Below are 7,842 nucleotides of genomic sequence, written 5' to 3'. Positions count from 1 at the left end.
ATCTGAATGGGTAGAAAATTATCAAGTAGAAGCCTTTGAATTATAATAAGTAAACACCTAACTATTTTTAAAATGAAACAAAGTAAACTTAAAGTATCAGAAGTTGGCCAATATGTAAGCCAAGAGTATTTTGATCAACATACCAACTGCTACAAAGAAACCTTCCCAGGGACAACTTCATCATTTACAATTCCTAAGTCTTTGATTGAAAAAGTAATCAATTTATCTCCAGAAGTAAAAGGGATTCGGTTTATGTACGGACTTGCCGATCATTTAAACCCTAATAGTATACGAATACTTCTTATACCTTGCAGTGCTAGATCTGAATATTCCGTTGGCAACCAAGCTATCCTGATTAAACAAGGGTATTATGATCATTTAGGTGAAAAGCATTCTACCTTAAGAACATGCGAATTGATTTCATCATTCGTGAATGATATAAAAAAAAGAGATCAAGGATTGAACTATAAAGAAATTACCAGAGGAGGATTCTTTGGCAAGAAGAAACTATTGGAGTTCATCAAAGACAGTCAAGGTGATCAAATTACGCTGCACTTTAGTTATAAAGAGGAAATAATTCATCCAATATTAGAATTTCAAAAGGAAAATAATTCCCTTTTTGGAAATTGGGCACAACCATGCCCTCCATTATGTAAAGAAAAATCTGAAACAGAAATAGGGGAAGAAGAAAATGATGATTGTCTAGCTACAGCTGCAGTATCAAAAATACACCAACATTCATCTGAAAAAGTTTTAGATCTATATAGGGTTTTCAGAGATAATAAACTTCTTGATATGAAAGATGGAGCGATTTATTACGAATTATACTATTTTATCTCTCCTTATGTAAGTGGTTTTATTGATCAGCAGACCAACAAAACTGACCTATTGAAAAGTATATACCTTGATAAAATCACTCCTTTTCATCATTTATTAACGGAGCATAAATATGAAGAGGCTTTAGCGTTTCTAAAGGAGACTTTATCTGAATGGGTAGGTAATTATCAAGTAGAAATGATTGAAAGCTAATTGTATTTCAAGCTAAAACATATTCAGCTTAATAACAATTCTTATAATAAGACAGTTATTAAGCTGTTTTTTTGATCTATATTGAAGTGAGATTACCACTTGAATTGTTTGTTGTGTAAAAAGTTAGTTCTATTTTTGGTTGAAAAAACATCTACCTACTAACAAAAAAGATGTCAGATATTGCCATTCGAAAAAAAGAAAAATCTCAATTTTCAACCCCTTTAGAAATTATTCACCTTGATGATGTATTGATGGATAAAGATATGAAAGAGGGTTTACACCGGCATGATTTCTTTTTCCTAATGGCCTTAGAAGAAGCCAACGGTCAACATCATATTGATTTTGTCCACTACCCAATTGATGCAAATACACTTTTTATCATACGACCTGGACAGGTGCATGAACTAGTCCTCCAACAGAGAAGTAAAGGCTATTTAATCGCTTTTGATGCTCATCTTTTTAATGAAGATAAAGAACTCTTAAGAAAGGTAAGTCAGCAAAATCATTATAAATTTACCTCACACAACTTCAAGTCAATAGTATCAATTTTTGAAAATATAGATAAGGAATATTCAAAAAAAGAATTGAAGTATCAAGCTGTCATAAAAGCAAATCTAGAGATTTTATTTGTCCTTTTACATCGCAATATGGATCAAAAAATAGTATTTCATAACAGATCAAACATTCATGAACAAGAAATACTGGAAGAATTCATATATCTATTAGAAAATCAAACATGCCCCAATAAACAAGTGATTGAATATGCGGAAATACTCAATATTTCATCGAACAAACTTAATTCCATTACTAAAAAGTTGGTAGGAAAAAAATGTTCTCAACTTATTCAAGAGCAGACCCTTCTCGAAGCAAAGCGATTGCTTTTATCAACTTCTCACCACATTAATGAAATTGCTTTCAAATTATGTTTTAACGACCCCGCCTACTTTATCCGATTCTTCAAGAAACATACCCACTACACACCTAATTCATTTCGTCAACAATCTCAATAAGTGCCATTATTTTTACATTTTGTCCTATTCATCTTCTTCCATATTCTATGACCTTTGTTTACATCAATACAAACTGAAAAAAGATGAATATATTACTCAAAATTCTACTAATAGGCATTGGAAGTACAGCTACAATGGACATTTATGCCTTTATTCTAAGACAATTTGGGATCAATGGATTAGATTACAGATTTTTAGGGCGCTGGATTGGCTACTTGTTCAAGGGTAAATTTTTTCACCATAAAATAGTTGATTCACCTGCTATAAAATCAGAAGTGATAATTGGTCAGCTTGCACATTATGCAATAGGAATTGTTTTTGCTTTCCTGCTGGTTTTATTTTTTGGTAAAAAATGGCTAAGTGTCCCCACATTACTACCTGCTTTGATTATAGGATGGCTGACTTTACTTGCCCCCTTTTTTATCATGCAACCTGCCTTCGGGTTTGGTATTGGAGGAAGCAACCTACCCAATCCTATCAAAGCAAGATTAATGAGCTTTTTAATTCATAGTATCTATGGTTTAGGTTTATTTTTATCTGCATTTATGATAAGTAAATTCAAATGGGGGAATTAAAAATGAAAACTAGCTCATTGGTTTGAACTAAATAATTGTAACTTGAAATCGCTATTTCATTCCAAATAACAACCTGAACTGATGGAAAAACTGAAAAATATACTGACTGATTTAATTCAAATCACTGAAGATGAGTGGGAGATTTTAAAAGAAAAGCTCATATTTCAACACTATAAAGCAAAGTCTGTTGTGAGTAGTGAGGGTAAGATTGAAGATGCAGTATATTTTATTGATCAGGGTTTGATCCGCTCTTATTACCTTCAAGATGGAAAGGAAATTAATACTTATTTTGCTTGTGACGGTCAGTTTATTTCCAGTTATTCCAGCTTTATTTCTCAAACTCCTGCCCTTGAGAATTTGGAAGCCATAGAAGAGAGTACCGTCTATGCGATATCATTTGAAACCATGGCAGAACTCTATCAGAAAGCCTCTAAGTTTGAGAAATTAGGGCGTATTATGGCCGAGAAAAACTATCTCTGTGTGATTGAAAGGACTAGAAAGATGCAAATACTGACGGCTAAAGAAAAATACCTGGACTTTATTCAAACGTATGCCGACAAGATTGTACATAGAGTTCCTCAACATCAAATTGCGAGCTATCTTGGCATTGCTCCAGAATCACTGAGCAGAGTTCGGAAGCAAATCAGCATTTCTTAACAAATATCAATGCACCCCTTTTTTCAACACTATAGCTTTGTAGTATTATTTAAAAACAAACGAAGTTATGATGAAAAAAGTAGTTCTATTCTTCTTAAAAGCTGGCATTCTTGCCCTAACTCTAAACCTTACCTTAGCATCTTGTTCTCTTAAACCTTTAGCTTGGACGCCTCCTGAAAAACCTGAACTCAAAGGAAGCACTGCAGAAAATGAATTGCTTGGTGCTACGCAATGGATCGACCTTGAAGGATGGTATGGCCCTGAGGATATTGCTGTAGACAAAGAGGGAAATTTATACTGTGGTGCTCATATTTCAGAAACTGATTTTTCGGATGGAAGAGTATTGAAAATTGATACCGCTGGTAATATTTCTGAATTCTGTAATACAGAAGAATGGGTAGCTGGTTTACACTTTGATGCTCAGCAAAACCTGATTGCTTGTGTACCTAATAAAGGCTTAGTAAGCATTGATCAGAAGGGTGAAATGACGATTCTTGCGAGTGAAGATGAACATGGAAATCAATTCTTAATACCAAATGATGTAGACATTGCCAACGATGGCATGATTTACTTTTCCAACACTTCTTCCAAGGTTCCTTTCTCTCGATTAAATGCCCGCAAGATCATCTTTGAAGTTCGACCGGACGGAGGTCTATACTCTTATAACCCAAAAACAAAGGAAGTAAAAACGCTGATCGATGGCTCTTATTTTGGCAATGGAGTGGCCGTTTCACAAAATGATGATTTCGTGTTATTAGTAGAATTGACAAAATATAGGGTTTTACGTTATTGGCTGAAAGGTGAAAAGAAGGGCGAAACTGAAATCTTTATTGACAATCTTCCGGGTCTTCCTAACGGTGTCGCTACAAGAGAAGACGGAAGCTTTTGGCTCGGTTTCACCACTAGAAGAGACGACGTTTTGGATAAAGTCCAACCGAATACAGGCATGAAGAAATTTATCTTTTCTATACCTCTTTGGTTGCAACCACAGCAAGAAGCTTTTGGTATGATCATGCATTTGAGTGAAAAAGGTGAAATTTTGAAGACCTACTATGATACTTCTGGAGAGTTTGTTTCTGAAGCCAGTTCAGTGGAGGAACACAATGGATTTTTATATCTTGGTGGTGATTTGACAGATCATATCGGCAGGTATAAATTGGAGGAATAAGCTGATTAAATAATATACCGTACAGACGTTACTTGAAATAGGGTTATTTTTTGTATTACTTTTGATGGGTGAAAATTTTAAAGTAGTTCATAAATAGTAATACAAATAATTTAACCCTTGAGATGAAGCTATTAATTTTAAGACTTCAAAAACAAAAATCATTTATATTAACAACGCAAACTTTATGTTGAAAAAAATCTACTTTACAGCTATCATCTCAGCAATGCTATTTTCTTGTGCTTCCAACTCAGAGAATGAATCTGCAATTCAATTTACAGGTTTCACATTTACGGATTCTAATGGAAATGTAATCTCTGCAGAAGATGACGATTGGAATTTTTCTGGAGATTGGAGTACTTCAGAAGAAAATTTATTTTCGAAGTCAATCAATCAATGTACAAAAGAAAGCGATCATAATTTTAATATTATCGTATACCCTAATCCTTGTGAAGACCAATTTATGATTCAACTTTCAAAACCGGAAGGAAGTACAATTTCTTACAGAATAGTTGATGAAGATTTTAACGTCTATTTTTCTGAAGATGATGTACAGTCAATTAAAAGTCCAATAGATTTAAAAAGTGTAACACTTTCAAAAAATGTTCTTCGATTCTATTATATCATCTCTAATGGAGAATGTGACTATATTGGGCATGGAGATATTCAGGTAAACCAATAGAGCTTATTTTAGTAATTAATAATTAAATGGAGAAAAGTATATATAAAACAAAGCCACGTTTAACATTAATTGGCTCTTATATGATGAGTGTCTGCTTTTTTGGAGCATTCCTTTGGTTATGCTTTGATGGACTAAATAATGAAACAAAATTATTTATAATTCCACTTTCAATCTGCTTTGGGGTTTTGTTATTGGTTAGTCTTTATTACTTAATTTCCATTAAAATACTTCGATTAACTGAAGACTATCTATATGTATCATATCTCTTTCTACCTTCCATGAAAAGAATAGCGTTAAACGATATTTTTAGTATAAAACAGGACAAAAAAAAGACGCATCTAGGTGCTAGGTCTAAATTTTCATTCTATCAAGTAAAGACCTATATTAAGATAAAAAACCTAAATACAATCAAGGTTGATATGGTTGGAAAGGCTGATTTTGAAGAGTTTTATAGTGCATATAGAAAAGTAAAGAGTGGAAGAGAATATCAAAACAAGGGGATTCGACACAAATTGTTTTTATATCTACTCGATAGTATAGACGGAATTTTTTGGTTAATTCCATTTTCCTTATTGACAGTTAGTTTAGTATACTCTCTTTTCTCCAAATAGATCCATATTTATAATATCTATAAATGATCAGGTCCCTCTTCATCCTAAACTCATCATTTCAAATCGTGGATTTAGGATGAGATGGCATCCAACAAAAACGACACCACCACTTCACTTATTTCAGACTTCTCATTTTTAGGTGTGGCAATCAAAACATCAGTAGTATATTTTTTATCTAAATCCCAAAAAGTCAATTCAGGATACTGATGATTGTGCTTTAAACTACTCGGTACAATTGAAACACCTAATCCATTTCTCACCAACTGAATAATAGAATTGATATTGTTGGATTCATGTACTACGTTGGGGATAAACCCGTATTGGGAGCATATTTCCACCAAAGAATGGTAGTACACAGGAGCATATTCTTTATTAAAAAACACAAAAACTTTATCCTTTACCTCCGCTAATTTTTTTACTTGACCCAAGAGTTCATGATTGAAAACCAACGAATATTGATCTTTAAACCATAGTTTAGAGGATATTTTTGTAGAAACTAAAGGTGCCCTAATAATTCCAAGATCAAGTTTATGCTGTTCCAACGCCAAAATCTGCTTGGCTGTAGATACTTCGTATAATTTAATTTTCAAGAAGGGATATTGTTGTGTTAAAAACTGCACAAGTTTGGCAATTTGAGCAGAGAAAGTTGAACTGATATATCCTATTCTATACTCACCACTTACATTTTCAGCAATTTTTTTTGTCTTCAAAGTAATGGACTCTAAACCTTGAAGCTGTTTTGTGACTTCTTCTTTAAAATATTTTCCAGCTTCCGTCAACGTGACCTTTTTATTACTGCGTTCAAAAAGTTTTGCCCCAAGTTCATCTTCAAGTTCTTTGATTTGTCTGCTTAAAGGAGGCTGAGAAATACAGAGTCGTTCTGATGCTTTTGTAAAGTTCAATTCTTCTGCTACTGCTAAAAAATATTTCAAGTGTCTTATTTCCATTTCTATACTTAATAGGTATTAATACATGACAAAATAAGTCTTTTTAAGGCAATCGTAAAAGCAATACATTTGAATTATTCAATCACAAAAAGAAACTATTATGGAAAAATCAACAGTAAAAGAAATTAAAGAAAGGTTTGATCATGATGTCGAAAGATTCTCCAACTTGGAAACAGGACAAGTGGCCACTATTGATGCTACAATTTCTCTTGAATTATTAACCGAAGCCTCTAAAAGAATTGTTCCTGAGGCTGAATATTTGTTAGATATTGGTTGCGGTGCAGGAAATTACACCTTAAAAATGTTGAGTAAGATTGCCAACCTTCACTGTACTTTAGTGGATTTGAGTCAGCCAATGTTGGATAGAGCAAAAGAAAGAGTTACTGAAAAAACCATCAACAGCGTTGAGACAATTCAAGGTGATATACGTGAGGTTCAACTTCAAGAAAATAGTTTTGATATCATCTTAGCAGGAACAGTTTTACATCATTTGAGAGATGATCAAGACTGGGAAACTACTTTTCAAAAGTTGTATCGACTTTTAAAACCAGGTGGATGTTTAATGATTTCTGATTTGGTGACACAAGAAAATGAAACCATGAACGAATACATTTGGGAGCGTTATGGTGATTATTTGGAGGGGGTGAATGGAAAAGAATATAGAAAGACAGTTTTGGAATATATTGAAAAAGAAGACTCTCCTAGACCCGTTACCTATCAATTGGATTTAATGAAAAAAGTGGGTTTCACAACCACTGAAATTTTACATAAAAATATGTGTTTTGCTGCTTTCGGAGGCATCAAATAGATCTCATTGTAAGTACTAGGACAGAAGAAATGGAACAACACTATTGTGCACCATGACTGAAGTCATGGGCAGGTGATACCGACTCCACCAACACTAAAGTGTTGCTTACATTATCAATCTTCAAGACTTTAGTCTTGATTAGATTGTTGTATCACCTGCCCATAGTTTTAACTATGGTGCAAGAAATACTCGATTACTTTTGTCCTAGTACTTTTCACTCTGTAAACTAAATTATCGTCAACTTTCACTCAGCATTTCTACAAGCTTTGAAGGTTCTACTTTCAAGCTTCCTTCTTCTTCATTTTTCCATTGATGAAAAACGAAGCAAAAAATCTAGGCTTAGAAGTCAAAAGCTAAA

At 33.4% G+C, this 7,842-nt stretch carries 9 protein-coding genes; 8 read left to right on the top strand and 1 reads right to left on the bottom strand.

What is annotated here, in order from left to right:
- Positions 1–72: 72 nt before the first annotated feature.
- The 7 genes from AVL50_RS00295 to AVL50_RS00265 all read left to right on the top strand — a co-directional run bounded on the left by AVL50_RS00295 (position 73) and on the right by AVL50_RS00265 (position 5,729).
- On the top strand, positions 73–1,029 hold the full coding sequence (locus AVL50_RS00295) for a hypothetical protein (RefSeq protein WP_062614487.1): 957 nt from the start codon (positions 73–75) through the stop codon (positions 1,027–1,029).
- Positions 1,030–1,199: 170 nt separating this feature from the next.
- Positions 1,200–2,039 carry a helix-turn-helix domain-containing protein gene (locus tag AVL50_RS00290; RefSeq protein WP_062614486.1) on the top strand — a complete coding sequence of 280 codons (840 nt, stop codon included), beginning with the start codon at positions 1,200–1,202 and terminating at the stop codon, positions 2,037–2,039.
- A gap of 83 nt (positions 2,040–2,122) precedes the next feature.
- Positions 2,123–2,614 carry a DUF2938 family protein gene (locus tag AVL50_RS00285; RefSeq protein WP_062614485.1) on the top strand — a complete coding sequence of 164 codons (492 nt, stop codon included), beginning with the start codon at positions 2,123–2,125 and terminating at the stop codon, positions 2,612–2,614.
- Positions 2,615–2,695: 81 nt separating this feature from the next.
- Complete coding sequence (locus AVL50_RS00280; RefSeq protein WP_062614484.1) at positions 2,696–3,271, top strand: Crp/Fnr family transcriptional regulator; 576 nt, start codon at positions 2,696–2,698, stop codon at positions 3,269–3,271.
- Between the two features lie 67 nt (positions 3,272–3,338).
- The gene (locus AVL50_RS00275; RefSeq protein ID WP_062614483.1) at positions 3,339–4,439 is read left to right on the top strand and encodes an SMP-30/gluconolactonase/LRE family protein; all 1,101 of its coding nucleotides are present in this window, start codon (positions 3,339–3,341) and stop codon (positions 4,437–4,439) included.
- Between the two features lie 184 nt (positions 4,440–4,623).
- Positions 4,624–5,118 (top strand): hypothetical protein, encoded by a 495-nt coding sequence (locus tag AVL50_RS00270; RefSeq protein WP_062614482.1) that lies wholly within the window; start codon positions 4,624–4,626, stop codon positions 5,116–5,118.
- A 26-nt stretch (positions 5,119–5,144) separates the two neighbouring features.
- Positions 5,145–5,729, top strand: a complete 585-nt coding sequence (locus tag AVL50_RS00265; RefSeq protein ID WP_062614481.1) for a hypothetical protein — start codon at positions 5,145–5,147, stop codon at positions 5,727–5,729.
- Between the two features lie 71 nt (positions 5,730–5,800).
- On the opposite strand, the gene AVL50_RS00260 is transcribed toward AVL50_RS00265, so the two are convergent.
- Complete coding sequence (locus AVL50_RS00260; protein ID WP_062614480.1) at positions 5,801–6,676, bottom strand: LysR family transcriptional regulator; 876 nt, start codon at positions 6,674–6,676, stop codon at positions 5,801–5,803.
- A 100-nt stretch (positions 6,677–6,776) separates the two neighbouring features.
- Here AVL50_RS00260 and AVL50_RS00255 point away from each other — a divergent pair, with 100 nt between their 5' ends.
- Positions 6,777–7,484, top strand: coding sequence for a class I SAM-dependent methyltransferase (locus tag AVL50_RS00255; RefSeq protein ID WP_062614479.1), 708 nt, complete (start codon positions 6,777–6,779; stop codon positions 7,482–7,484).
- The last annotated feature ends 358 nt before the right edge of the window (positions 7,485–7,842 follow it).

The organism is Flammeovirga sp. SJP92 (genome assembly GCF_001583495.1).
Classification (GTDB): domain Bacteria; phylum Bacteroidota; class Bacteroidia; order Cytophagales; family Flammeovirgaceae; genus Flammeovirga.
The sequence above is the reverse complement of the archived record's forward strand: the minus strand, read 5'-3'. Positions and strand labels throughout refer to the sequence as shown.

Excerpts from the sequence above, each read along its gene's own strand:
- AVL50_RS00285 (WP_062614485.1), top strand. The coding sequence starts at position 2,123 with ATGAATATATTACTCAAAATTCTACTAATAGGCATTGGAAGTACAGCT.
- AVL50_RS00280 (WP_062614484.1), top strand. The coding sequence starts at position 2,696 with ATGGAAAAACTGAAAAATATACTGACTGATTTAATTCAAATCACTGAA.
- AVL50_RS00295 (WP_062614487.1), top strand. The coding sequence starts at position 73 with ATGAAACAAAGTAAACTTAAAGTATCAGAAGTTGGCCAATATGTAAGC.
- AVL50_RS00265 (WP_062614481.1), top strand. The coding sequence starts at position 5,145 with ATGGAGAAAAGTATATATAAAACAAAGCCACGTTTAACATTAATTGGC.
- AVL50_RS00290 (WP_062614486.1), top strand. The coding sequence starts at position 1,200 with ATGTCAGATATTGCCATTCGAAAAAAAGAAAAATCTCAATTTTCAACC.
- AVL50_RS00260 (WP_062614480.1), bottom strand. The coding sequence starts at position 6,676 with ATGGAAATAAGACACTTGAAATATTTTTTAGCAGTAGCAGAAGAATTG.
- AVL50_RS00270 (WP_062614482.1), top strand. The coding sequence starts at position 4,624 with ATGTTGAAAAAAATCTACTTTACAGCTATCATCTCAGCAATGCTATTT.
- AVL50_RS00275 (WP_062614483.1), top strand. The coding sequence starts at position 3,339 with ATGATGAAAAAAGTAGTTCTATTCTTCTTAAAAGCTGGCATTCTTGCC.
- AVL50_RS00255 (WP_062614479.1), top strand. The coding sequence starts at position 6,777 with ATGGAAAAATCAACAGTAAAAGAAATTAAAGAAAGGTTTGATCATGAT.